The organism is Ruegeria sp. H4 (genome assembly GCF_056533065.1).
Window position 1 is genome coordinate 195443 of sequence record NZ_JBQFOC010000003.1, and the last position, 24160, is coordinate 219602.

A 24160-nucleotide genomic window follows, 5' to 3' on the forward strand; every position below is an offset into this window, starting at 1 on the left:
CATATGCCTGGGCGGTTCTTTCTGACGCGACCAATTTCTGACATTGTCGAAGCGCTTGATCTCTCGGGCGACGTCCCCGCGCAAACCGCCCGCCGCAACATCCAACCCGGTCAAGAGATGTTGGTGCTGACCCAATCGGGCCTGGTGCCGATGCGTTGGGGCATGATCCCGGTTGGTCGGGTCAATGCGCGTGGTCGCCCGGTGATGGAAACGATCATCAACGCCCGCTCTGAGACCGTGTTCGACAAAACCGCATTCAAAGGCGTTGGTCGCGCCGTTGTCCCCGTCGACGGGTGGTACGAATGGACAGGTGAGAAGCGCCGCAAGACTGCATGGCGTATCTGTTCCGCCGACGGAGCCCCGCTGTTCTTTGCAGCGATCACAGACACATGGCAGGCCCCTGGCGGGTTGCAGGTCGATCAGTTTGCGACCGTGACCTGTGAGCCGAATGGTGATGTGAAACCGATCCACCACCGCATGGGCGTTCTGCTGAAACCTGTAGATATCAACACTTGGCTGACTGGCTCCGAGGAGCAGGCCAAAGAGCTGACACGACCATGGCCAGACGGGTTGTTACAGATTGAAGAAGCAACGGACGTAGATTGGACCGCACCGTAGGGCGATCAGACCACTGTCACCACCGTTCCAATTGGAACACGATTGTATAGATCGACCACATGTTCGTTCAGCATCCGGATGCACCCGTTCGAGGCTGCCCGCCCGATGGTCTGCGGCTGCGTTGTGCCATGAATACGGAAATAGGTATCGACCCCGTTTTGGAACAAATAGAGCGCGCGGGCACCCAACGGGTTGTCGCCTCCACCCGGTTGCACATAGTCATTGTCTTTGAAACGGGCATAGGCGACCGGGTCGCGCTCGATCATCTCATTCGTCGGTCGCCAGGTGGGCCATTCCTTCTTGACGTCAATGGTCGCGGTTCCAGTGAATTCCAGCCCCGCTTTACCGACACCACAGCCATAGCGGATCGCCTTGCGCGGTTCGGTCACGAAATAGAGGTAGAAGGAGCGCGGCACGACCAGCAACTGACCGGGCTGAAATTGCTTTTTGATCCGCACATATTGCGGCGTCGGATCATACTCCACCGCCTTCTTGGCGCTAGCAATGTCGGGCATCAGGCTGACAGCCGTACCGGCAAGAAACACGCGGCGTGTGAACATGGGTGAACCCCTTCAATTGACCAATGCAATCATGACTATGCTGTCAGGATGATAGCAAATCTGGTCAATTCTAGGGCAGATGTCGCGAAAAAATGATCTGTTCCGGCTGCATACCGAAGCGCGGAACGGAAAAAGGGTGAGGATTTCCCCTCACCCTGCGCTTGGCTTAGGCCAGCTGGATATCGTCGGCGCTTTCGCGGCCGTCACGACCCGAGCGCAGCTCGTACGTGACTTTCTGGTTGTCGGCCAGACCGGTGAGGCCCGAACGCTCGACAGCCGAGATGTGGACGAAGATGTCTTTGCCGCCATCTTCAGGTGCGATAAAGCCGTAGCCCTTGGTGGTGTTGAACCATTTTACGGTGCCTGCAGGCATATCCGTTGTCTCCTGTTTGGTGCTGCCCACGGGGATGCGGCAGCCCGGCGTCGTTGTCTGTATCGATAGACTGAGCGCCGGAATCGGAGACAGTGGGTCGAAATAGAAAAACGTAAGCCCTTTGCATATGGCATTGACGAGGGCATGTGGCAAGGGCGGAGTGTGCGGAATATACTTTGCTTTCAGGGTCCAACGGGTGTTTTGAACGGAAATCCGCCGAGTGAAAATTAACCGTCCGCTCGCCAGCATTCGTTAATCCATCGTGATGTTCATGCGGGTCGGCTTGATCCGGAGTGGAGCGGCGTGGTCACCGATGGCATGTTCGGAGAGCCGTAGGATGGGGTTTTACCCCATCATTTGAGAGGTCGGAATTTGGAAGAGGTTTGGTGCGCGGGAACAGATCGTGCGAGTGTTCGGGTGAGATCGTTGAGTGAGAGATGGGGTGAAACCCCATCCTACGTTTGCTGCATCAGATGCCATTTTGTGCTACAATCGCATGATTGTTTAGTCTTTTGGAGGATCTAATGATGTGGAAAGCATTATCTGGCAAGCTTGCACTTTTACTGTTTGCCCAAACTGCTTCGGCAGAAGATCAATTCGCAACTTCAACCCTCGGTTTCCCGGTGTTTGGTGACACTATTATCTCCACTTTTCTTGTGTCAGGCGAACCGGAATCGATTGAGGGTGCCTCAAGAGTTTACGGGTCGTTGTTTAGTGGCGAGTTCGGAGAATTCAACGTTAACGTAGAAGTGGACAGTGAAGTAATCGAGAACTTTAAATTCCCAGACGACGTCACGGTGAGTGCTGGAGGGCAGTCGATTGCAGTTAATACGCAGCAACTGCAGTCCAATGAAGGCGGATTTACCACCTATTTGGTTAGGGTTAATGCCGACCCACCATATTCAGTTGTGGTAATTGACGATCCTAGTCCCTACCTAGGTCTCTTAGTTTTAGCCGCAATTCCTTATGCTACTTGTGGTGCTCAAGAAATTTGGAACCGGATTGGCAGTTGCGAACCCGGTTCCTCTGTGACCTTCAAACTTGGCATAGCATCCTGCACTGTGACCTGCGGTGGAGAGTAGCTACCGCGCAAACTTCTTATGCTTCAACCGCTTGGGCTCCAGCGCGTCCGGTCCCAGACGGCGCTTTTTGTCCTCTTCGTAGTCCTCGAAATTGCCCTCGAACCACTCCACATGAGCATCGCCTTCGAAGGCCAGAATGTGTGTACAAATCCGGTCAAGGAAGAAGCGGTCGTGCGAGATGACGACGGCGCAGCCGGCGAAATCGACCAGGGCGTCTTCCAGCGCGCGCAGGGTTTCGACGTCCAGATCGTTGGTCGGTTCGTCGAGCAGCAGGACGTTGCCGCCTTCTTTCAGCAGGCGGGCCATATGGACGCGGTTTCGCTCACCGCCTGACAGCAGCGAGACCTTCTTCTGTTGGTCGCCGCCCTTGAAGTTGAAGGACGAGCAATAGGCGCGGGAATTGACCTGTGCGTCGCCCAGCTGGATGATCTCGGCGCCGCCGGTGATCGCCTCCCATACGGTATCGTTGTCTTTCAGGTCGTCGCGGGACTGGTCGACATAGGACAGCTCGACCGTGTCGCCCAGCGTGATGGTGCCGCTGTCGGGCTGTTCCTGACCGGTCAGCATCTTGAACAGCGTCGATTTACCGGCACCGTTGGGGCCGATGACGCCGACGATGCCGCCTGGGGGCAGGGCAAAGTCCAGCCCTTCGATCAGTTGCTTGTCGCCCATGTGTTTCGACAGGCCCTCGACATCGATCACCTTGCCGCCAAGGCGCTGGCCGTTAGGGATGACGATCTGGGCGCGGGTCAATTTTTCGCGTTCGGACTGTTCCGCCAGCTCGTTATAGGCGTTAATCCGGGCCTTGGATTTGGCTTGACGGGCCTTCTGACCCTGACGCATCCATTCCAGCTCGCGCTGAAGGGTCTTCTGCTTAGACTTGTCCTCGCGCGCTTCCTGCTCCAGCCGCTTAGCTTTCTGTTCCAGCCATGCGGAGTAGTTGCCCTCGTAAGGAATACCCCGACCACGGTCGAGTTCGAGGATCCAGCCCGTAATATCATCCAGGAAATATCGGTCGTGGGTGACGATCAGGATGGTGCCTTTGTATTCGATCAGGTGCTGTTGTAGCCAGGCGATGGTCTCGGCGTCCAGATGGTTGGTCGGTTCGTCCAGCAGCAGCATGTCAGGTGCTTCCAGCAACAGTTTGCACAGCGCCACGCGGCGTTTCTCACCACCCGAGAGGTTGGCGATGTTGGCATCGTCTGGCGGGCAGCGCAGCGCCTCCATCGAGACATCGATCTGGCTGTCGAGGTCCCACAGGTTCTCCGCGTCGATCGCGTCCTGCAGGGTGGTCATTTCTTCCATCAGCTCGTCGGAGTAGTTCTCGGCGATTTCCATGGCGATCTCGTTGAAGCGATCGACCTTGGCCTTTTTCGCCGAGACGCCAAGCATGACGTTTTCGCGTACGGTCAGCGATTCATCCAGCTGCGGTTCCTGCGGCAGATAGCCAACCTTGGCGCCCTCAGCCGCCCAGGCCTCACCGGTGAAGTCGGTATCGAGGCCAGCCATGATCTTCATCAGTGTCGATTTACCCGCGCCGTTAACGCCGACGACACCGATTTTCACGCCGGGCAGAAAGCTCAGGTGAATGTTTTCAAAGCACTTCTTGCCACCGGGATAGGTCTTGGAGACACCCTGCATGTGGTAGACATATTGATAGGCGGCCATGTCGCGTCCTCTGGGTCGGGGAAATTGGGTTGAAACGCTTGATATCCAAGCGGGGCGGGCGGGGCAAGCTGGTGGTTTCGTGATTTTTGCTGAGACCTTGGGCGGGCTAGAGTGGCTTCGGTTTGAGAGGCGCGTGAGATGTCAGAACTTGCGGAATTGATTGCTGGTTGGGCAAAACCAGGTCGGGTCGATTGGATCGGAGTGCGTCCAGCCCGTCGGGTCGAGATCGTCACCTTAGGCGACGCTATGATTTCCGCTGATGGCTTGGATGGAGATCGCAGTTGAGCGGGCAAGAGGGCGGTGACGTTGGTTCAGCAGGAGCATCTGGCAGCGATTGGGTCGTATTTAGGGCAGGGGCCGGTTACACCCGCAATCCTGCGGCGTAATCTGGTGGTTTCGGGGATCAATCTGGCGGCGCTCAAGGGGCGCGAGGTGCAGGTGGGGGAGGCGATCTTGCGATTCACTGTGATCTGTGCGCCATGCAGTCGGATGGAGGAGGCGCTGGGTAGCGGCGGCTATTCCGCCGTGCGCGGGCATGGGGGCTGGTGTGCGGAAGTCCTCCGGCCCGGGCGCGTCAAGTTGGGTGATGCGGTGCAACCGGTTGATTGACAACGCCCGCCAGTTCTGAACATCAGCGTGGGATGGAGCGATACCACATTCCATATGCGCGGCCCGGGCAGGTGATTGGGTTGTTCGGCGGGTCTTTTGATCCGCCGCACAAAGGACATGTGCACGTGACGCTTGAGGCGATGAAGGCCTTCGGGCTGGATCGGGTGTGGTGGCTGGTGTCTCCGGGCAATCCGTTGAAGGAGCACGGACCGGCCCCTCTGGCGCAGCGGGTTGAGGCCGCGCGGGGGGTCATACAGCACCCGGATGTCGAGATCACGGATATCGAGGCGCTGACAGGAACGCGGGCGACGGCGGATACTCTGATGGCGTTGCACCGGCTCTATCCGCAAGTCAAATTCGTCTGGCTGATGGGGGCTGACAATCTTGCGCAGTTTCATCACTGGAAGGATTGGCGGCGGATCATGGACAGCGTACCGGTAGGCGTTGTAGCGCGGCCGGGGGATCGGATCTCGGCCCGGATGTCGCCTGCGGCGCGGCTCTATGCCAAATACCGGATCGACGGGCAGGCGCGGCACCTGCTGGGACGGGCGCAAGCCCCGGCCTGGTGTTTCGTGAATGTGCCGATGGTCAATGTCAGCTCGACCCAGATCCGCAAGCGCGGGGACTGGAGCGTTCAGGTGTTGCCGGAATAGCCACACTATCTGCATATTCTCATGCAATGGTTGTCTGATTTTCATCTCTGGGATTTTAATTGACCCATGGTCGATCGTATTTCGCGTCGTTTGTTTTTAGGGGGTGTTGGGGCGGCTTTGATCCCGGCGATGGGTCTGGCCGAGGCGCCTTTGACGTCGCTTCGCCCTCAGTTGCGTGGCAAACAGCTGACCGGCACGGATCGCCTGGTTCAGGCCGCCGGGCTGCGCGGAGAGGTTGTATTCGCCGTGGCCGATGTGGATACAGGCGCGCAGCTTGAAAGCTATAGGGGAGAGCTTGGGTTGCCTCCTGCCAGTGTCGGCAAAGCTTTAACCGCGCTATATGCACTGGACGTGTTGGGACCTGATCATCGGTTTGAGACCAGATTGCTGGCGGATGGACCAGTTGTAAACGGGGTTTTGCAGGGTAATCTGATCCTAGCGGGCGGATGCGACCCATTGTTGGATACCGACGGTCTGGCCTCTATGGCGGCCAACTTGCGGAGTGCCGGGATCACCGAGGTGCGTGGGGCGTTCAAAGTTTATGACGGCGCGCTGCCCTTTGTTTTCAGTATTGATCCGGGTCAGCCGGACCATCTGGGCTATAGCCCGGCGATCAGCGGGATTTCGTTGAATTTCAACCGGGTGCATTTTGAATGGAAGCGGGAGGGCACTGATTACGCTGTCACCATGGATGCCCGCACCGCCAAGTATCGCCCAGATGTGGATATGGCTGCGATGCGGGTCGAGGGGCGCAGCCTGCCGATTTACACTTATCAGGCCAGTGCACGTCAGGACCGCTGGACCGTTGCCAAAGCAGCGTTGGGGAATGAAGGGTCGCGTTGGTTGCCGGTGCGCAAGCCTGCGCTTTATGCCGGGGATGTGTTCAAAACGCTGGCACGGGCCAATGGGATTGTCCTGGGGCGGGTTGAGGTCACCCGAGAAACGCCCAAAGGCACTGTTCTGGTCGTGCATCAAAGTGATCGTTTGGACAGTATCTTGCGCGGGATGCTGAAGTATTCGACGAACCTGACGGCTGAAACTGTGGGGATGGCTGCGACCCGGTCGCGGGAGGTGATGCCGCACTCGCTCGCTGAGTCAGCGGCCGAGATGAACCGGTGGGCGTCGGAGACCTATGGAGTCAATCAAATTGCAATGGTGGATCATTCCGGCTTGGGTGATGCGTCGCGCATGGCGCCGGGGGATCTGGTCTCGGCCCTGGTGCAGGCGCGTAAAACGGGGGCGTTGAGACCTTTGCTGAAACCCTTTGCCTTGACCGACGGCCAAGGCCGACCGGTCAAGGATCACCCGATCAAGGTTGACGCCAAAACCGGCACTTTGAACTTCGTATCGGGCTTGGGTGGTTTTCTGACAACGGCGGACGGGTCAGAGCTGGCTTTTGCGATTTTCACCGCGGATGAGGCCCACCGCGCCACGATCACACGTGCGCAGCGAGAGCGCCCCGAAGGTGCGCGCGCTTGGAATCGGCGGTCGCGCAAGCTGCAACGCGCGTTGATCGAACGATGGGGCGCGCTCTACGGCAGTTGAGCCTAAACTAGGCTCAGACGACGTGACGGGCGCGTGCACCGCGTTCGATTGCGGCGGCGTGCAGGCGGTCAATACTCAGTTCGTACCGGATTTCTTCCAACAGCCGCAGCTCTGTCTCGGCCAATGACCCGTCTGCTGCGGCCACGTCGCAGGCCAGAGCGTAAGCGGTTTCGTTCAGGCGTTCGGGCAGGTTGTCGCGGATCAGACCAAACAGAGCGTCCAGACCATCTTCCTGTTCGAACAGATCGAACACGGTTTGAGAAATATGGCGCATGCGATCGGCATCATAGCCCGCAAAAACCGGCAGCATATTCACGGCGCCCTGAATCTTGACCAGCTCAGCTGTTCGGATGTTTTCGTCCGAAGCGGAGATCGCAACCATGATCGCCACAAGGCAATCCTGCGGAGACATGGGATGAGGGGTTTGATCGGGCATGAATGCGTCCTGCGTGAAGATTTTCAAGGCTGTACGATATGTGCGCGCGCGTGCGGGTTCAACAGCTTGTTTGGTCGCATTCTTTGCCGTTGGTTCAGGTGCGCCGACCCTGCCAGCCCAGCAGGCTGAAACAGGCGAATACTAGTGCGGCCACGCAAACAATAGAAGGGCCGGCAGGCGTGTCGAATACATAGGCGGCCCGGAGGCCTGCTACCGACGACAGAGCGCCAATCCCGGCGGCAATTAATGCCATCGATTCTGGCGAGCGGGCTAGGCTGCGCGCGGCGGCGGCTGGAATAATCAGCATGGCTGCGATCAGCAGAACACCCACAACCTTGATTGCGACGGCAACCGTAACGGCAAGAGCCAGAGTCAGGATTAGCTGCTCGCGTTTGGGGTTATAGCCACTCGCGTAGGCCAATTCTTCGTTCAGGGTCGCTGTTAGCAGCGGAGACCAGCGCCAAGTGATCAAGGCCACAACCAATGCGGCCCCACCCCAAATGACGATCAGGTCGGATTTCGAGACGGCGAGAATATCACCAAACAGATAGGCCATCAGGTCAATGCGAACACCCGACAGAAACGAGACGGCAACAAGACCAAAGGCTAGCGCCGAATGGGCCAGCACGCCCAATAGTGTATCCATTGCATAACCTCTGCCCGCCAACAAAGTCACCGTAAGTGCCATGATCAAAGCTACCGCAAGCGCTCCGGTAAACACGGAAATCTGGAAAGTCAGAGACAAGGCGACGCCCAAGATGGCAGCATGCGCGGTTGCATCGCCGAAATAGGCCATCCGACGCCAAACGACGAAACACCCCAAGGGCGCTGCTGCCATAGCCACGCCAATCCCGGCGAGCGTTGCCCGAGTCATGAAATCATCAAGCATTATTCAGCGGCTTCCTGCGGGTTTGCGTGGTCGTGGTGGTGATGATCGTGATCATGGCGGTAAAGGGCCAGTGCGCCGCCAGTGCCTGTGCCAAACAGGGCGCGGTATTCAGGGGCCGAGGCGACCACTGCAGGTGAACCTTCGCAACAGATATGCCCATTAAGGCAGATCACGCGGTCCGAGGCGCTCATCACCACGTGTAGTTCGTGACTGATCATCAGGATTGCGCAGCCAGTATCGCGCCGGACATCCTCAATCTGGCGATAAAACGCGGCAGAGCCGGGCTGATCCAAACCTTGGGTCGCTTCGTCCAACAGCAAGAGCTCGGGACGGTTGATCAGGGCGCGGGCGAGAAGGACCCGTTGGAACTGACCACCGGATAGCTGCGACATCTGGCGTTTCAGCAGGTCCGGTACGCCCGCTGTTTTCAACGCTTCGGCGCAATCCTGTTTCGATACCCGGTCTGTCAGGCGCATGAAGCGATCAACCGAAATGGGCAGTGTTGGGTCGATGTGCAGTTTTTGCGGAACATACCCGATTTGTAGCCCTTGCTTGCGCTCGACGCGCCCGGCTGCGGGTTGTGTGGCGCCGATGATTGCACGCAACAAGCTGGTTTTACCCGAGCCGTTCGGGCCAACAATGGTAACGATCTCGCCCGGATTGATTACCATATTTACATGGCTCAGCACGGTGTTCGCGCCATATCGGACGCCAAGGTCCTTGACGGAGACGAGGGCCATGATCAGCGTTTCTCGATGCAATCGGGGCAGATGCCTTCGGCCTCGACGACCGTGCGTTCGATCTCGAACCCGACGGCGCGTGCAGCGGCCCCAAGCGCACCCTTGGCAGGGGCTGAATAGGCCTCGGCCACAGCATCGCATTTGCGGCAGATCATGAAAGCGGGCGAATGGGAGCCGCCGGGATGGGCGCAGGCGACGAAGGCGTTGAGGCGTTCGATCTTATGGGCGAAACCATTCTCCACCAGAAAATCCAGGGCGCGGTACGCAACCGGCGGCTGTGATCCGAACCCTTCGTCGCGCAGGCGATCCAGAATGGCATATGCACCAAGTGCGCGATGTTCCTGTAGCAGCATCTCTAACACCTTGCGGCGAACAGGCGTTAGTCTTAGCCCTTCTGCCTCACACCGTGCCTGCGCGGTGGCCAGCCCGGTTTCAACGCAGGAGGCGTGATCATGCTTGGCAAAGCCAATCAGGTCGGCGTTGTCGGCCGGGGTCGAGGGTGTCTCGCTTGTCATGTTATTATATATCATGTATGTCGCTGCTGACGTTATAAAATCACATAGGGTGTCTGATGTCCAGAAAGCTTCTTCCTGTTTCGATCACGGCGGTTTTGATGGGGGGGACGGCCTTGGCCGAGGTCCCCAATGTGGCCGTCGATATCGCTCCGGTTCATTCACTTGTCGCACGTGTGATGGATGGTGTTGGTGAGCCAGCCCTGATTGTTCAAGCAGGCGCATCCCCCCATGAATACAGCCTGCGCCCGTCCGAAGCTGCCGCCTTGCAAGAGGCGGACCTGGTTTTCTGGATGGGTGAGGATCTGACGCCTTGGATGGAAGGCGCGGTCAAGACGCTGGCAGACGGCGCGACCGTTACTACTTTGCTGGAATCGGACGGCACAGTCCTGCTGGATTTCCGTGAAAACGCGCTGTTTGAAGCGCACTCCCACGATGACCATGATGACCATGGGCATGACGATCACGATCATGAGGGCCACGACGACCATGCGGACGAAGGGCACGACGATCATGACCACGGGGATGATCACGCAAAACATGATGACCACGATCATGCCAAAGATCACGACCACGATCATGACGATCATGCTGATGCGAAAGATCATGATGATCATGACCACGGCGAAGAACACGCGGACCATGACGATCATGACCACGATGACCACGCAGGCCACGACGATCATGATGGGCATGATCACGGGGCGCATGATCCACATGCATGGCTATCGCCTGAAAATGCGAGCACATGGCTAAACCTGATCGCGGCACAACTGTCGGCTGCTGACCCGGACAATGCCGGCACCTATTTTGCAAATGCTGCTGCGGCGCGTGAAGAGATGGCCGCGCTGTCTGCTGAGGTTGCCCAGACGCTCGAACCAGTGCGCGGTGGCAGCTTTATCGTTTTCCATGACGCCTATCAGTACTTCGAAAACGATTTTGATTTTCCGGCGGCGGGTGCCATTTCGTTGGGGGATGCGGCCGATCCAAGCCCGGCGCGCATCGCTGAAATCCAGGGTCGCATCACCGGTGAAGGTGTCGATTGCGTTTTGGCGGAACCGCAGTTCAATCCGGGGATCATCGAAACGGTTCTTGCTGGAACCGAGGCGAATACGGGTGTGATTGACCCGCTGGGCTCGGAACTTGAGCCGGGCAAGGACCTTTATCCACAGCTCATTCAAAACATGGCCAAGACTTTGGCTGAGTGCCTCTAAAGTAGCGCCGATCCCGACCGGATCAGTAAGTTCGGTCGGGATATCCTGCTGGGGGGGCGCGTCGCTGTTGAACACGGTTTCCAGTTTTCCCTTTTCATGTCCGAATTCACCAGTTTGGCAGGCCGTCCCGATTGCCCGGCGCGGTTGTGACGAACCGGAAAAAGCACGTGTCGTTATTGACTCATGCTGCGCTCGCACAATAGGAGGGGTCGGTCCGATGGCATGGGGCGATCGGGACGGTTTTCCCTTATGGAGCACACCAAAAAATGTCTGAACTGCGCGATACCGCCATGACGTCCAAGGCCTGGCCTTTTGAGGAGGCGCGCCGGTTGCTCAAACGGTACAAACAAGGTGCTCCAGAGAAGGGATATGTGCTGTTCGAGACGGGCTATGGCCCCTCGGGGCTGCCGCATATCGGCACCTTTGGCGAAGTTGCGCGGACCACGATGGTCAAGCGCGCGTTTGAGGCGCTATCGGATATTCCAACCAAGCTGATCTGTTTCTCGGACGATCTGGACGGGATGCGCAAAGTGCCCAGCAATGTGCCGAATCCAGAGATCCTGGAGCAGCATCTGCAGCGCCCGCTGACCTCGGTGCCTGATCCGTTTGGTGAATACGACAGCTTTGGCGCGCATAACAACGCGATGCTGCGGCGGTTCCTCGATACCTTTGGGTTCGAGTACGAGTTCTATTCGGCCAAGGAGTTCTACGAATCCGGGCAGTTTGATGAGATTCTGAAACGTGCCGTCGAACGCTATGATGAGATCATGGCGATCTTGCTGAAAAGCCTGCGCGAAGAACGCCAGCAAACCTATTCGATCTTTCTACCGCTGCACCCCGAAAGCGGGCGGGTCATGTATGTGCCGATGAAAAAGGTCTGTGCCGAAACCTATACCGTGACCTTCGATGATGAGACGGGCAAGGAATGGACCGTTCCTGTCATCGGTGGCAACGTCAAGCTGCAGTGGAAGCCGGATTTTGGCGCACGCTGGGCAGCGCTGGGCGTAGATTTCGAGATGTATGGCAAGGAACATGCGACTAACGAGAAAATCTATGACGCGATCTGCCGGGCCTTGGGTGGTCGTGCGCCCGAGCATTTCTCGTATGAACTGTTTCTGGATGAGAACGGGCAGAAGATTTCGAAATCATCAGGCAACGGTGTGTCGATTGACGAATGGCTGACCTATGCGCCCACCGAGTCGCTGGCCTATTTCATGTATCAGAAGCCCAAGACCGCGAAGCGGATGCATTTCGATGTGATCCCGAAAGCTTATGATGAGTATCATCAGCAATTGCGGGCATATCCGGGGCAGGACCTGAAGGCACAGCTGAACAATCCGGTGTGGCATATCCATGGTGGGGATGTTCCTGAATCCACGCTGATGGTACCCTTTGCGATGCTGTTGAACCTGGCCTCGGTATCGGGGGCTGAGGATAAAGCGGCACTGTGGGGTTTTGTTCGCCGTTACGCACCTGAGGCCACGCCCGAGACGCATCCTGATCTGGATCAAGCGGCGGGCTTTGCAGTGCGCTACTTCAACGATTTCGTGAAGCCGACGCGCAAACATCGCGCGCCGACGGATCAGGAGCGTGAGGCGCTGGAAGCGTTGAAGGTGGCGTTGGAAGCCTATGACGGGCCGATGGAAGACGAGGCGCTGCAATCGGTGGTCTATTCCATCGGGCGCGAGCGGTTCGACCCTATGCGTGGCTGGTTCACAGCGCTCTACGAGGTTCTGCTGGGCGCGTCGCAAGGTCCGCGTTTCGGCGGCTTTATCGCGCTCTATGGCGTGCCTGAAACCATTGCCCTGATCGACAGCGCGCTAGCCGGAGAATTGGTCTGATTTGACCTGAAAGCGCGTGGGGCTACCCTTCGTCCAGGAGGTACCCCATGCGTCGTATTCTGCTTATTTTGTTTCTAAGCTTTGGATTGGCCCCGATCGCGGCGGCCCAGAAAGCCGAGATCGAAGCTAATATTGCGGCTCAGATACAGGCCTTCAAGGCGGATGATTTTGACACCGCCTTCACCTATGCTAGCCCCAATATTCAAAGGCTGTTCCAAAACCCCGACAATTTCGGCGCGATGGTGCGTGGTGGATATCCGATGGTTTGGCGACCGGCCGAGGTGCGGTTTCTGGAACTGCGTGAGATCGCGGGATTGCTCTGGCAAAAGGTGATGATTGTGGATGGGGACGGCCAGACCCACACACTGGACTACCAGATGGTTCAGCAGAACAATACCTGGAAAATCAATGGTGTACAGCTGCTACGCAACACTGATCCCTCTGCCTGACGCAACACCACCGTAACGGTGGGATGAACTGCGGTTAATTCCTTTTCGATACTCAGACTTTCGCGTTCGGGCTGGACTCGAGCACCGGGTTTGAACGTGTCGCTGTGATGCGCGACGCGATTGGGAAAGGGATTTCTATGAACAAGGCAATCACCGACGGCATCGTCTTCATGCCGCCTCAGTTCGCCAATGGGTTGGACGTTTGGTCCGCAGGGGATGGAACCCCGGGTACGCCAACTTATGCCGGTTCCGGCACAGGCGTGTTTGTTCCGGCGGATGCAGATTTTGGCGGCTGCCTTGAGATTCTGAAGGTCAATCCGACGCAGCAATTGCGTTACATGGGCCAAACACCGTTGCTGCCTGGCTGCTATTTGCAGATCAAGGCGCGCGTCAAAGCGATCAGCGGCCCGTTGCCAGAGGTGCGGATCGCGGCCTGGGCAGGTGGTGCCGGAGAGGTTCATGTTGACGGTGTGATCGAAGAGGGTCCCGCAACGCAGCTGTCCGGCTACGGCGAAGTGCATGAAATCACCGCCATCGTCGGAACCGGGCGCCGACCGGGTGTCGACATGCCGTGGGGCGTTTCAGCCTTGTACGGGCATTTTGGCCTGGACATTGAGGGTGCAAATGGCGCGCTGGTGCGTGTGGACAATATAGAAATTACAGACGTAACCGGCGTTTTCCTGCGCGAGATGATCAGCATCGTCGATGTTCGGGATTTTGGTGCAATTGGTGATGGTATCACCGATGATTCAGCTGCATTTGAGGCCGCTGACCAGGCCGCTGGCGGGCGTCGGATTTATGTCCCACAAGGCACATACCATCTGGGTGAGAACACCAGCATTGCGTCCGAGATGGATTTTGAGGGCACGGTTACGATGCCTGATGACAAGATGCTGCTGCTGACCAAGAATTTCGATCTGCCCGCCTATATCACTGCATTCGGTGATGAGGAGTTGGCCTTTAAGAAGGCGTTTCAGGCCTTGCTTAACAATGCCGACCACGACTCGTTGGATCTGGCGGGCCGGAAGATCTCGGTTACAAGTCCGATTGATATGGCCGCTGCTGTGCCAAACAAACAGGGTTTCTCGACACGTCGTATTATCCGAAACGGCCAGTTTGATGTCAAAAGCAGTTCGGATTGGGATACAGAGAGCTTCACTTCAGTTGCCACATACGACCCTTCGGATGCCACCCGCCTGACAGATGTGGCGAATGTGGCGAATATTCCCGTTGGTTCGTTGGTGCAGGGTGCGGGCGTCGGGCGTGAGATTTATGTGCGATCCAAGGATGTGGGCGCAGGTGAAATCACACTGAACGCACCGCTTTATGATGCTTCGGGAACGCAGACATACACCTTCCAGTCTTTCAAATACCTGCTGGATTTCAGTGGCTTCAGCACCTTGCGAAAATTTGGGATGGAGCAGATTGAATTCCAGTGTAACAGCCGATGCAGCGCCATTCGACTGGCTCCATCGGGCAGTACGTTTTCACTGACCGATTGCTTTGTCAGTCGTCCCAAGGATCGTGGCATCTCATCCATTGGCACGGGCTGCAAAGGGATGCTGATCGACAACTGCCAGTTCTTGTCGGCGGAAGAGTCCTTTATCGTCCCCGACCGAAACTCGATCGCGCTGAACACAAACGCGAATGATGTGAAACTGCGCCACAATCGTATCGTTCGCTTCAAGCACTTTGCCGTTGTCGGTGGCGACAACAACATGATCCTGGGCAACCACTTCTTCCAGGGTGATAGCATCTCGCAAGGCGTACGGACGGCTGGTCTGATCATGATCGGGACTTACAACAGTTCGACGATTGCCGAGAACTATGTGGACAACTGTTTTATCCAATGGACGAATGAGCGGGATGCGGAGCCCAGCTACGTTTCGGGCTATTCGTTCAGCGCCATGAGTATCACGGATAATATCTTCTATTCCAGCGAGGCGCCGCCTTGGTTCAGTTATATCGTGATCCGCCCGCATGGTCCCGGCCACTTCCTGAATGGTTTGGCGGTGACGGGGAATAAGTTCCGGTCTAGCAGCAGCGATATTGAACGCGCGGAAAGGGTGGATACGACTTTTGCCGATTTCAACAAGAATAGTCACATCAATGTGACGTTTCAGAACAACACATACCACGGGGTTGATAAGAAGGCGGCGAACCCACTGCGGGTGCGTCACGATCAAAATACAGCCAGCAGTGCGTGGGTTATAGCGACATCTGAACAGCTGCCGTTTGAAAGTAAAGCCCGTAGCTGTGATGCCGTCACAATGTTGGGTCCGATCCTCAGCACCTTTGGTTCTGCCAGGTTTTTTGAGCCCTATGTTGAACTCGAGCAAGGTAGCGATGGCAGCAGCATTCGTCTGCGATGGCCGGAAAGCTTGAGGGGCACTGCATCTGTTTTGATCCGTATGGAGCAATAGCTATCTGGACGGTCGCACAAAGGGCGGCCGTCTTTCTTTCGGGTTGCGCTTGTTAATTGGCCAGGAAATGGACGACATATCAATTCTCTGTGCTACGCTTGCTTTAGCCACAGGAGGAGCAGATGCCGACCATAGCAAAAAATGCCAGCGTACAGACTGTCATCACTACATTTGAAATGACCCCGGGCACCTGTCACGATCTGCTCGACGCGTTGACGGATGCTTATGCCGAGTTCATTTCGAAGCAACCCGGATTTATCTCGGCGGGGTTGCATGTGAACGATGCCCAGACCCGGATCGCGAACTATTCTCAATGGGAACGGCGCGAGGATTTTCTTGCCATGCTGCGCACGCCTGAGATGCGCGACCGGAACCGTAAGATCAACGAGATGTGCAAGAGCTTTGAGCCGGTCATGTATGATGTGGCCGACACATTTGATCGCCCTTAGCGAGCAATCTTCCTAGAGCCTGACGACCAATGTGCCACAGCTTTGATATGCTCAATGCGGATCGCCTCGGCTTCGCCACAAATGTGGTTTAGATTCGGGTCATGGATTTGGACAACACAGTGCAAAAGCCCTCGGGTCAGACCTCGAAGCCGACCAAGCGGCAATTGCGGGCCGAAGCGACACGCCGTAAGGCGCTGTCGCCGTTTCGGATTTCGCTCATGCTGCTTGCGTTGCCTGTGACCACGCTTCTGCTGGCGGTGAATATCTATATCCGGACGTCTGAGTATGACCGCAACGGAGCGATCCTGCACCTGATCGCCCTAACCGGCTGTTCAGCGCCCGAGGCGATTGGCTTTGGCCCGTTCCGCAAAGGCTATGCTGGCTATCACGAACGCTATGACCCGGACGGTAACGGCGTGTCCTGTGAAAGATCGGGTTCGGTGCAGGTTCAAAGCACCCCCGCGCAACGCAGCAATGATGCGCCCGTACGCTCGGTCGGAAACGCGAAATTCGTGCGGCCGTGATCTGTTGGGCGGAGTGATCGGCCGCCGCTATGATAGCTGCGCGCCCGCGCAATCGCGAAAGATGCGAACCTCGGGCGCTGCGCCGTCCAAAGGAAACGCGGTAAGACTGTCTTGCGTAAAGGCATAGGCGGTTTGATTGTATTCCAGCCCGTCCAGAACATTGCCAAACCCGGTATCGGTGACAGTCAGCGAGGCCGTATTGTCCGACAACACGTGGCGCGGCGTGGCGATTTCGATGGGCCTGGGGCCGTCAAAGCGCATGGCGAACCATGGAGTTTGCGTCCAACCTTCGGTCTTACGGGTGACGGTCAGCGTGTAGAGTGGTTGCGCCGGGTCATAGGTCAGGAAGATCTCTGCTTGGTCGGTGCTGTGTGACAGGGTGCAGATTTGCCCGACTGTCGACTCCCATGCAGAGGCTGGGGTAGCGAGGATTATTGAGAGTAGGACAATGCGCATGATCGGTAATCTAGCTGCCAATCGGCATCGGACAAGGATGGTCATCCGCTTCAGCGATCGAGGCAGACCCTAAGTGACACGGCCTGATTAAAGGCGCAGGTGGACTTTCCTAGAGGCCCCCCAAATCCTCGGCAGTACAACGCGGGTGCCGCACACCCGATGAATGGCGCTTTGGACCTCATGCGTGCTGGGTAGGGTGTGGGAGTTCGTCGTAGCAACCGTTTGGACTCAAACTTTGTGATTTCAAACGTGGAGGAGGTTGGGTTGGGTGCAAGTTTGAAGTGTGAGACTTTGCTTCATCTAATATTCGAGTTCAGCCTTGCGTTGCGGGTAAATTTCGCCTCTAGGTAGTATGATAAAGCAAATTGAGAATTGTGAGGCTGTTGATGGCCAAATGCTTGTATTGCAACAAAAAAGGTTGGTTTCTTAGCGTGGACAACAATGGGTTATGCGTTGAATGCCATGATACCTATTTGCCCGGCATCGTGAATGATTGTCGGATTGTTGCAGAGAGTGGAAAAATAATCTCAAAGACGAAGAATGTCGAAACACTCCTTAGCAGAGCGAAAATCGCGATAGATTGTTGCAAAAGACTGCAGGAGTTTTCGGACAAAGGAATACCGACGCTCACTCCGGTACCACGTGAGGCTGCGCGAGAAATTGCACAAATAGCTGCTGAGGCTGCCGAAAGAGAGATAAACGAGGCACTTTTCCAAGCAAGGCAAACATTTGAGGACGCGACTACCGATACTGGAAAATTGGGAGGCTACAATAAGGGTATTAAGCGTCTCGATAAATTGATGAATGAGTTAGACGATGTTTCGTCAATGGAACTAGCCATCGAAACGCTGCGCAGGGAACGCGACTCATCTGCTATTATATTGAAGGTTAGAAAGGCCGATCTGTTAATAGCTCAATCAAAGGAAAAACGTGCCAAGGACGTGTTGATCGAAGCTCTGCATTTGCTCGCACACGATGCGACCGAGGACGACCTCCAGAAGCAGGAAAGAGAGATTATTGTTGGAAAGTTGCGCGACTTGAAAGCAGAAATTCCTCCGAGCCTCTCTTAAGCTACCTTTTCTTTCTCTTCACATTCCCACCCCGCTGTCCCGGCCTCCCAGCCGTAGACCGTCCGCGTGATTTCACCGCGTCTTCGGAGGCTTTCTCGACCGCCCATTGGCGCGCCATCGGGTCGTCGGCGACGGCCAGATCGACCGCTTCCAGACGTTTGATCTCATCCCGGATATTGGCGGCCTCTTCGAATTCCAGGTTCTCGGCGGCTTTGCGCATCTGCTCGCGCAACCCGTCTAAGTGCGCTTCCAAATTCGCGCCGTGCATCGGTTTGTCGATGGTGGCGGTGACGCGGTTCATGTCGACGTCGCCCTCATACAGCCCGGCCAGAACGTCCTCGACATTCTTTTTCACCGTCTCGGGCGTAATTCCGTGTTCTTCGTTATAGGCGAGCTGTTTGGCGCGGCGGCGGTTGGTTTCGCCTAATGCGCGTTCCATCGAGCCGGTAATCTTGTCGGCATACATAATCACCCGGCCATCAGCGTTCCGCGCGGCGCGGCCGATGGTTTGGATCAGCGAGGTTTCCGAGCGCAGGAACCCTTCTTTGTCCGCGTCCAGAATGGCGACCAGTCCGCATTCGGGAATGTCGAGCCCCTCGCGCAGCAAGTTGATGCCAACTAGCACGTCGAAGGCGCCCAGCCGCAGGTCGCGCAGGATTTCGATGCGTTCCAGCGTATCGATATCCGAGTGCATGTAGCGCACCTTGATACCCTGTTCGTGCAGGTATTCGGTCAGGTCCTCGGCCATGCGTTTGGTCAGCGTGGTGACCAGCGCGCGGAAGCCGTTGGCGGCGACCTTGCGCACCTCGTCCAGCAGGTCGTCCACCTGCATCGAGACGGGGCGGATTTCGACCTCGGGGTCCAAAAGGCCGGTGGGACGGATGACCTGTTCGGTGAAGACGCCGCCGGTCTGTTCGATCTCCCATTTCGCAGGGGTGGCCGAGACAAAGACGGATTGCGGGCGCATGGCGTCCCATTCCTCGAACTTAAGCGGGCGGTTGTCCATGCAGGACGGCAGGCGGAACCCGTGTTCGGCCAGCGTGAACTTGCGGCGATAGTCGCCCCGGTACATGCCGCCGATTTGCGGTACGCTGACATGGGATTCGTCGGCGAACACAATGGCGTTGTCAGGGATGAATTCGAAAAGGGTTGGGGGCGGTTCACCCGGCGCGCGGCCGGTCAGGTAGCGTGAATAGTTCTCGATCCCGTTGCAGACGCCGGTCGCCTCAAGCATTTCCAGATCGAAATTTGTGCGCTGTTCCAGTCGCTGTGCTTCCAGCAGTTTGCCTTCGCCCACCAGCTGATCCAGCCGGATGCGCAGCTCCTTTTTGATCCCGATGATTGCTTGGTTCATGGTCGGCTTCGGCGTCACGTAGTGCGAGTTGGCATAGACCCGCACCTGTTCCATCGTGGCGGCGCGTTCGCCGGTCAGCGGATCAAACTCAGTGATGGTCTCCAACTCCTCACCGAAGAACGAGAACTTCCACGCGCGATCCTCAAGGTGGGCAGGCCAGATTTCCAAGGAATCTCCGCGCACCCGGAACGAACCGCGTTGAAACGCCTGATCGTTGCGGCGGTATTGCTGGGCCACCAGATCGGCCATCACTTGCCGCTGGTCGTACTCATTGCCCACCTTCAGGTCCTGCGTCATCGCGCCATAGGTCTCGACCGAGCCGATACCGTAGATGCACGAGACCGAGGCGACGATGATCACGTCGTCCCGCTCCAACAGCGCTCGCGTGGCCGAGTGGCGCATCCGGTCGATCTGTTCGTTGATCTGCGATTCTTTCTCGATATAGGTGTCCGAGCGCGGCACATAGGCCTCGGGCTGGTAGTAATCGTAGTAGGATACGAAATATTCGACCGAGTTCTCGGGGAAGAAGCCCTTGAACTCGCCATATAGCTGCGCCGCCAGCGTCTTGTTGGGTGCGAGGATGATCGCAGGGCGTTGCGTTTCCTCGATCACCTTGGCCATGGTGAAGGTCTTGCCCGTGCCGGTGGCACCCAGCAGAACCTGATCTCGCTCTCCGTCCTGAACCCCGCCTGCCAGTTCTTTGATGGCTGTTGGTTGATCACCTGCAGGCGCGAATTCAGTGTGCATCACAAACTGTTTGCCGCCTTCCAGTTTCAGGCGGGCGCGCACGTCTTCGGCGGTCAGTTGGGTCTTGTCGGAATGGGCGTATGGCATGGGCAGGCTCCGGGTCAGGTCCCTACATTTGTTCTTATTTTGTCCATCTGCAAGGGCTGATCCGAGTATGATGTGGACTTATGTGGCTGAAATCAGGCTGCTGCGGTGTAGCGATGCCCATATCGTATTCAGGGACAGACTGGATTGATCCTGAAAACTGGGTTCGCGTGATCGTATAGACTCATCTGATGACAGATTTTGTCATCAGATGAATCCGAAGTTTCCGGCGGTCGAAAAGTGTCGGCCCTATCGAAATGGGCGGGCCAACATGCTGACGCGGATCTACCCAGATACGCCTGCGCGTTCCAAAGCCTGATCAGGCCAATCCGTAATCTGCGCGGGATCGGTCACGATAATCTCGGGCCGCCCGGTGTCATTGTCGGGGAACATCTTGGTGGGGCCTGTGACATACGCATAGGAGCGGCGCGGTTGCTCTTCTCCATCCGCGCGGTAGCGGTTCAGGATCAGGTTCATTACATCTTCGCCACCGCCCACGTTCCCGTTTGGAATGAACAACTGATACGGCTGGGTCAGGCTGCCGGTGTGAAACAGGATATGATCGCCCGAGGTGGGCGTGAAGTCACGCAGTTCTATGAACACTGTGGTCTCCTGGCCCGATCTGGCGATCTCGACCAGGCGATCATAGTCCAGACGGGTGTTGAACATGTTGATCTCGGGGTTCCGGCGCTTGATTTCGCGGTAGCCTTCGATGATGCGTGCCCGCAAGTCCCACCAGGTTGTCAGGGCGGCGTAGTTGCGCATGACCGAGCCATTGTTGGCCACCTGGTCCCAAATGCCCAACGTTCCGGATTGCGCCATGCGTTCGGCCTCGCGATACCGGTCATGCAAATGGGCAAATTCGGCATAGCCGTATTTCTGGAAATAGGGTGAAAGACCTTCCTGAATCATCACCTGCTGAAAATCGGTGCCGTCTTCCAGTTCGAGATAGCACAGAACCCGACCAAAATTGCCTCGGTACTTCTGCAAGGCTTCGGCACGTGGCTCGTTTCCGGGCAGGATCAGTTTGACCGTATCCCCGGGCGCAATCAGTTCCTTGGCACGGTCGGAGGCGGCGTGACCAAGTGGGGTAACCGGCTTACTGCCAGCAAATACTTCTTCGGTATCAAGCGCTAGAATGCGCAGGCTCTCGCTTTTCTCGGCATCGTCCTCAAGAAAGACACGAACGGTATCCCCATCAACAACTCGGTCTACACGGGCGGTAAAAGATGTCCCTGACATCGGGCTTCTCCAATCAATTGAAACAAACACACTTAGGATACCATGTTTGCGCGACAGTTTGTTAACTGCTGCGCGTGCAGTCTTGCCCCTGACGCCGCACTGGCGCATAAACACGCCAGCCAAGTGAGTACGGAGAGGCGATATGCGCGCACGGATCTACCAGCCCGCCAGAAATGCGATGACCTCGGGAATGGCCAAGACCCGCAAATGGGTGCTGGAATATGCCCCTGCCTCAGCGCGCGAGGTTGATCCGCTGATGGGTTGGACCTCATCCAACGATACCCAGACCCAGGTGCGTCTGAAGTTCGACACCAAGGAAGAAGCGTTGGATTATGCCAAAGACAATGGCATCGATGCACAGGTAAGCGAGCCGCACAAGCGCAAACCCAACCTGCGGCAACGCGGTTATGGCGAGAATTTTGCCACCGACCGCCGCGCGCCCTGGACCCACTAAATGATCGAGATTCGCGCCGCTGATCCCGGATCAGAGGCTCTGCGCCCGATTATTGAGGCCCATCTTGCCCATAGTTGGGAGGCAACGCCGCAGACCTCAAATCATACTCTGGATGTCGAGGCTCTGCGCGCGCCCGAGATTCGGTTTTGGGGTGTTTTCGAAGATGATGTGGCGCTTGGGTGCGGAGCGCTCAAAACCCTTCCCGATGGCACGGCCGAGGTGAAATCGGTCCATGTCGTGTCGTCAGCACGCGGTCGCGGCCTTGCACGTGAGATCATGAACTATTTGGCTGACTTGGCCAAAGCTGAGGGAATTGCCGCGCTTGTACTGGAAACCGGCGCGGCCCATCTTTCCGAATACGACGCGGCACGCAAACTCTACGAGGCGCTGGGATATTCTTATTGCGGCCCGATCTTTGGCTATGAAGAAGATCCCAACAGCGCGTTCATGCGCTTGGCCCTTGAACCCCGCTTATAAAAACCGCAAGAAGGGCGCAGCGGTCCCTTAGCTCAACTGGATAGAGCAGCTGACTTCTAATCAGCAGGTTGAGGGTTCGAGTCCTTCAGGGATCGCCATTTCCAAAACGCTATGAAATCGCCCGTTTTTCTTACGGGACAGGGGCACGGCCTCAAAACGCTTTTTCATTCCTACGGTCGCACAAAGGTGCGGGGCTAAGCGGCGGCACATCTCGAAAGGCCAAAAAGAGCGAAAAATCAGGTGAGGGTTCGAGGGGCTGGGTGAGGGGGTTTGGGCCAGCCCCTCGCAAGGGGGTTATTCAGTGGTAATGTTAACCGCTGATTCACAATCTAGCGAAAGCCGATGATCCGCGAAATTGGGGGATTCCCGTAGAACAGACGATTTTTGTGTGGTCTCTGGGAAATGCTGCGGGAAAACATCGAGAATCCAACAGGCTGTCGCGCCCAAAAGGCCTGAAATTTCCACGTGGTTCCGGCGCTTTGGTGATATGGAGGGATCGCCTAAAAAAACATCTTGCAACCGGTTGCAAAAATTAACATTGTGAAGCGCAACAGGATTCGGGAGAGATGCATGCTGAGTGTTGGACTGCTTGGGGCCGGTCGGATTGGGCGCGTTCATGCGCAGGCGATTACGGCGCATCCTGACAGCACCCTCTCTGCCGTCTCAGATGCGGTCGCAGACGCCGCCAGCCAGCTTGCGGGCGAATATGGCGCGCAGGTGCGCAGTTCACATGAAATCATTGCAGACCCCGCGATTGATGCCGTTCTAATCGCAACGCCAACTGATACGCATTCGGACCTGATCGAGGCGGCGACGCAGGCCGGCAAGGCGGTTTTGTGCGAAAAGCCGGTGGATCTGGACTTGCAGCGAGCGATGGCGTGTCAGGCCAAGGTGGCGGATCACCAAAAGCCCATCATGATTGGGTTCAACCGCCGGTTTGACCCGAATTTTTCAGCGATGAAAGCCGCTTCAGACGCCGGAGAGATCGGCAAGACCGAGCTGCTTTCGATCACGTCCTTCGATCCGGCACCGCCACCTGTAAGCTACATCAAAGTGTCTGGTGGGTTGTTTCGGGACATGATGATCCACGATTTTGATATGGCGAACTACCTTATGGGTGACTTGCCTGTGGCGATTTCCGCCGTTGGCTCAGCGGTGGTTGATCCCGAAATCGGACAGGCCGGGGATGTTGATACAGCTGTCGCGACACTGACCTATTCGGATGGTCGGATCGCTGTCATCAAGAACTCGCGCCGCGCAGCCTATGGCTATGATCAGCGGGTCGAGATGCTGGGGTCTGAAGGTCTGTTGCAGGCCCAGAACGTGCTGGAAAACACCGTGATCAAATCCACCGCCGATGGCGTTGTTGGTGCAAAGCCGACCTATTTTTTCCTCGAGCGATACATAACTGCCTACAAGGCTGAATGGGCCGCTTTTGTCGAGGCGATCACGGCGGGTCAAGCTGTCCCGGTCACGCTGGAAGACGGTGTCGCGGCGCTGGCCATGGCCGAGGCGGCGACCCAATCCGCCCGGTCCAGAAAGCCGGTTCAACTCAATGATATTTTGAAACCGGTTGCAAAATGAGCGAATTCATTCAAACTGAACGCAGCTCGGAACTTAGCCCGAGCCTCGGAGATTCGGCCTGGCCGGATGAACAGGGGTAAACGCCCAGAGCAAAAATCGACGGTTTT

Annotated in this window: 26 protein-coding genes and 1 tRNA gene; 17 read left to right on the plus strand and 10 right to left on the minus strand. The window is 56.9% G+C overall.

The genetic code is table 11. The annotated features are described in order from the left end of the window. The first annotated feature begins 3 nt into the window (after nt 1-3). Nucleotides 4-618 carry an SOS response-associated peptidase gene (locus ACR0KG_RS17195; RefSeq protein ID WP_480548652.1) on the plus strand — a complete coding sequence of 205 codons (615 nt, stop codon included), beginning with the start codon at nt 4-6 and terminating at the stop codon, nt 616-618. Between the two features lie 5 nt (nt 619-623). Here the strand turns inward: ACR0KG_RS17195 and ACR0KG_RS17200 are convergent, their stop codons facing one another. Both ACR0KG_RS17200 and ACR0KG_RS17205 read right to left on the minus strand, forming a co-directional pair. Then, complete coding sequence (locus ACR0KG_RS17200; RefSeq protein WP_480544296.1) at nt 624-1178, minus strand: L,D-transpeptidase; 555 nt, start codon at nt 1176-1178, stop codon at nt 624-626. Nucleotides 1179-1344: 166 nt separating this feature from the next. Continuing rightward, nucleotides 1345-1551: a cold-shock protein gene (locus ACR0KG_RS17205; RefSeq protein ID WP_170350547.1), complete on the minus strand. Its 207-nt coding sequence runs from the start codon at nt 1549-1551 to the stop codon at nt 1345-1347. Nucleotides 1552-2075: 524 nt separating this feature from the next. Here ACR0KG_RS17205 and ACR0KG_RS17210 point away from each other — a divergent pair. Continuing rightward, complete coding sequence (locus ACR0KG_RS17210) at nt 2076-2633, plus strand: hypothetical protein (protein WP_480548654.1); 558 nt, start codon at nt 2076-2078, stop codon at nt 2631-2633. Here the strand turns inward: ACR0KG_RS17210 and ettA are convergent, their stop codons facing one another. Next, a complete protein-coding gene (gene ettA / locus ACR0KG_RS17215; protein WP_480827946.1) occupies nt 2634-4301 on the minus strand; it encodes an energy-dependent translational throttle protein EttA in 1668 nt (555 codons plus the stop codon). Between the two features lie 138 nt (nt 4302-4439). Between ettA and ACR0KG_RS17220 the strand changes: the two genes are divergently transcribed. From ACR0KG_RS17220 to dacB, 4 genes are all read left to right on the plus strand, one after another. Next, on the plus strand, nt 4440-4586 hold the full coding sequence (locus ACR0KG_RS17220; protein WP_480827947.1) for a hypothetical protein: 147 nt from the start codon (nt 4440-4442) through the stop codon (nt 4584-4586). A 15-nt stretch (nt 4587-4601) separates the two neighbouring features. After that, nucleotides 4602-4910, plus strand: coding sequence for an MOSC domain-containing protein (locus ACR0KG_RS17225; protein ID WP_480827948.1), 309 nt, complete (start codon nt 4602-4604; stop codon nt 4908-4910). A 32-nt stretch (nt 4911-4942) separates the two neighbouring features. Further along, entirely contained in the window at nt 4943-5563 is a 621-nt protein-coding gene (locus ACR0KG_RS17230) for a nicotinate-nucleotide adenylyltransferase (RefSeq protein ID WP_480828050.1), read from the plus strand. 66 nt (nt 5564-5629) lie between these two features. Beyond that, a complete protein-coding gene (gene dacB, locus ACR0KG_RS17235) occupies nt 5630-7108 on the plus strand; it encodes a D-alanyl-D-alanine carboxypeptidase/D-alanyl-D-alanine endopeptidase (protein WP_480827949.1) in 1479 nt (492 codons plus the stop codon). Nucleotides 7109-7121: 13 nt separating this feature from the next. On the opposite strand, the gene ACR0KG_RS17240 is transcribed toward dacB, so the two are convergent. From ACR0KG_RS17240 to ACR0KG_RS17255, 4 genes are all read right to left on the minus strand, one after another. Next, nucleotides 7122-7544: a tellurite resistance TerB family protein gene (locus ACR0KG_RS17240; RefSeq protein ID WP_480544290.1), complete on the minus strand. Its 423-nt coding sequence runs from the start codon at nt 7542-7544 to the stop codon at nt 7122-7124. A gap of 94 nt (nt 7545-7638) precedes the next feature. Continuing rightward, nucleotides 7639-8433 (minus strand): iron chelate uptake ABC transporter family permease subunit, encoded by a 795-nt coding sequence (locus ACR0KG_RS17245; RefSeq protein ID WP_480827950.1) that lies wholly within the window; start codon nt 8431-8433, stop codon nt 7639-7641. After that, nucleotides 8433-9173: an ATP-binding cassette domain-containing protein gene (locus ACR0KG_RS17250; RefSeq protein WP_480827951.1), complete on the minus strand. Its 741-nt coding sequence runs from the start codon at nt 9171-9173 to the stop codon at nt 8433-8435. Before ACR0KG_RS17250 ends, ACR0KG_RS17245 begins: the two co-directional genes overlap by 1 nt. 2 nt (nt 9174-9175) lie before the next feature. Beyond that, nucleotides 9176-9688 carry a transcriptional repressor gene (locus tag ACR0KG_RS17255; protein ID WP_170535987.1) on the minus strand — a complete coding sequence of 171 codons (513 nt, stop codon included), beginning with the start codon at nt 9686-9688 and terminating at the stop codon, nt 9176-9178. 56 nt (nt 9689-9744) lie between these two features. On the opposite strand from ACR0KG_RS17255, the gene ACR0KG_RS17260 reads away from it, so the two are divergent. From ACR0KG_RS17260 to ACR0KG_RS17285, 6 genes are all read left to right on the plus strand, one after another. Further along, on the plus strand, nt 9745-10899 hold the full coding sequence (locus ACR0KG_RS17260) for a zinc ABC transporter substrate-binding protein (RefSeq protein WP_480827952.1): 1155 nt from the start codon (nt 9745-9747) through the stop codon (nt 10897-10899). A gap of 266 nt (nt 10900-11165) precedes the next feature. Then, complete coding sequence (locus ACR0KG_RS17265; protein WP_480548668.1) at nt 11166-12740, plus strand: lysine--tRNA ligase; 1575 nt, start codon at nt 11166-11168, stop codon at nt 12738-12740. Nucleotides 12741-12787: 47 nt separating this feature from the next. Beyond that, nucleotides 12788-13189 carry a DUF4864 domain-containing protein gene (locus ACR0KG_RS17270; protein WP_480548670.1) on the plus strand — a complete coding sequence of 134 codons (402 nt, stop codon included), beginning with the start codon at nt 12788-12790 and terminating at the stop codon, nt 13187-13189. Between the two features lie 137 nt (nt 13190-13326). Further along, nucleotides 13327-15612: a glycosyl hydrolase family 28-related protein gene (locus ACR0KG_RS17275; RefSeq protein WP_480827953.1), complete on the plus strand. Its 2286-nt coding sequence runs from the start codon at nt 13327-13329 to the stop codon at nt 15610-15612. Nucleotides 15613-15734: 122 nt separating this feature from the next. After that, complete coding sequence (locus ACR0KG_RS17280) at nt 15735-16061, plus strand: antibiotic biosynthesis monooxygenase family protein (RefSeq protein ID WP_480548674.1); 327 nt, start codon at nt 15735-15737, stop codon at nt 16059-16061. 101 nt (nt 16062-16162) lie between these two features. Continuing rightward, nucleotides 16163-16585 (plus strand): excalibur calcium-binding domain-containing protein, encoded by a 423-nt coding sequence (locus ACR0KG_RS17285; RefSeq protein WP_480827954.1) that lies wholly within the window; start codon nt 16163-16165, stop codon nt 16583-16585. A 27-nt stretch (nt 16586-16612) separates the two neighbouring features. Here ACR0KG_RS17285 and ACR0KG_RS17290 read toward each other — a convergent pair whose 3' ends face one another. Next, nucleotides 16613-17041, minus strand: a complete 429-nt coding sequence (locus ACR0KG_RS17290) for a hypothetical protein (RefSeq protein ID WP_480827955.1) — start codon at nt 17039-17041, stop codon at nt 16613-16615. A gap of 386 nt (nt 17042-17427) precedes the next feature. Between ACR0KG_RS17290 and ACR0KG_RS17295 the strand changes: the two genes are divergently transcribed. After that, nucleotides 17428-18111 (plus strand): hypothetical protein, encoded by a 684-nt coding sequence (locus ACR0KG_RS17295; protein WP_480827956.1) that lies wholly within the window; start codon nt 17428-17430, stop codon nt 18109-18111. Between the two features lies 1 nt (nt 18112). Here the strand turns inward: ACR0KG_RS17295 and uvrB are convergent, their stop codons facing one another. Both uvrB and ACR0KG_RS17305 read right to left on the minus strand, forming a co-directional pair. After that, entirely contained in the window at nt 18113-20299 is a 2187-nt protein-coding gene (gene uvrB / locus ACR0KG_RS17300) for an excinuclease ABC subunit UvrB (RefSeq protein WP_480827957.1), read from the minus strand. Nucleotides 20300-20581: 282 nt separating this feature from the next. Further along, nucleotides 20582-21538: a thermonuclease family protein gene (locus tag ACR0KG_RS17305; protein ID WP_480827958.1), complete on the minus strand. Its 957-nt coding sequence runs from the start codon at nt 21536-21538 to the stop codon at nt 20582-20584. Between the two features lie 142 nt (nt 21539-21680). Here ACR0KG_RS17305 and ACR0KG_RS17310 point away from each other — a divergent pair, with 142 nt between their 5' ends. The 4 genes from ACR0KG_RS17310 to iolG all read left to right on the plus strand — a co-directional run bounded on the left by ACR0KG_RS17310 (nt 21681) and on the right by iolG (nt 24053). Beyond that, nucleotides 21681-21992: an ETC complex I subunit gene (locus ACR0KG_RS17310; protein WP_353011777.1), complete on the plus strand. Its 312-nt coding sequence runs from the start codon at nt 21681-21683 to the stop codon at nt 21990-21992. Continuing rightward, a complete protein-coding gene (locus tag ACR0KG_RS17315; RefSeq protein WP_480548684.1) occupies nt 21993-22469 on the plus strand; it encodes a GNAT family N-acetyltransferase in 477 nt (158 codons plus the stop codon). A 21-nt stretch (nt 22470-22490) separates the two neighbouring features. Then, nucleotides 22491-22567: transfer RNA gene (locus ACR0KG_RS17320), tRNA-Arg, on the plus strand. Between the two features lie 472 nt (nt 22568-23039). After that, nucleotides 23040-24053 (plus strand): inositol 2-dehydrogenase, encoded by a 1014-nt coding sequence (gene iolG / locus ACR0KG_RS17325; RefSeq protein WP_480827959.1) that lies wholly within the window; start codon nt 23040-23042, stop codon nt 24051-24053. Nucleotides 24054-24160 lie beyond the last annotated feature (107 nt).